We start from the raw sequence: 729 nt of genomic DNA on the forward strand, positions 1-729 counted from the left end.
CGGTGTGTGCAGCGGTGTCGGCTTCGTCGATGTGTTCGGGGCAGAGGTTGGCCAGTTCGGTGGCTTTGAGGTTGCCCCAGACCAGTTCCACGGGGTTGAGGTCGTGGGCGTAGCCGGGCAGCTGTTCCACCACCAGCCAGTGTCGTTGGGTGGCCAGCCACTGCTTCATGTCCTTGGAGCGGTGCGCCGACAGCCCGTCCCAGATCAGCGTGACCGGTCCGCGCAGGTGCTTGCGCAACTCGGTGAGGAACGCGATGAGGCTTTCGGTGTTGTAGCTGCCCGGCTTGGTCTGGAACACCAGCTTCGCCCGGCTGCGGTCGGGCCGGTAGGCCAGGACACCGGCCATGGACATGCGGGTCCAGGAGAACCGGTGCCGCAGCACCGGGGTCTGCCCGCGCGGTGCCCACGTGCCCCTCACTGCGGGCAGGAGCGAGAATCCGCTCTCGTCAGCGAAACAGATCCAGGCGCCGCGTCGTCGAGCCCCCTTTTGATCCTCGGCCAGTCCTGCTTGGCCCAGGCCTCGATCGCCGCGTCATCGCGTTCCACCGCTCGGCGGGCGGGCCGCTGCCGGGTCCAGCCGAGCCGCTGGCGCAGGATCAGCCAGGTCTGCGACAGCGTGTACCGCATCCCGGTCATCCGCTCGATCACCTCGGCGACCCGGGCCAGGGTCCACATGTCGGTGCCGAACCCGTTGGCCTTCGGCCCGGCCACCAGTGCCGCCTCCACCCC

General features: G+C 69.0%; 2 protein-coding genes. Both read right to left on the bottom strand.

Features of this window, described 5'->3' with window-relative positions; all coding sequences use genetic code 11:
• On the bottom strand, positions 1–418 hold a 418-nt coding region (locus tag ABD352_RS57450; protein WP_344621157.1), incomplete at its 3' end, for a transposase.
• On the bottom strand, positions 415–729 hold a 315-nt coding region (locus ABD352_RS57455; RefSeq protein WP_344621158.1), incomplete at its 5' end, for a helix-turn-helix domain-containing protein. The genes ABD352_RS57450 and ABD352_RS57455, both read right to left, overlap by 4 nt.

Origin of the sequence: Dactylosporangium salmoneum (assembly GCF_039532525.1) — a bacterium.
Taxonomy (GTDB): domain Bacteria; phylum Actinomycetota; class Actinomycetes; order Mycobacteriales; family Micromonosporaceae; genus Dactylosporangium; species Dactylosporangium salmoneum.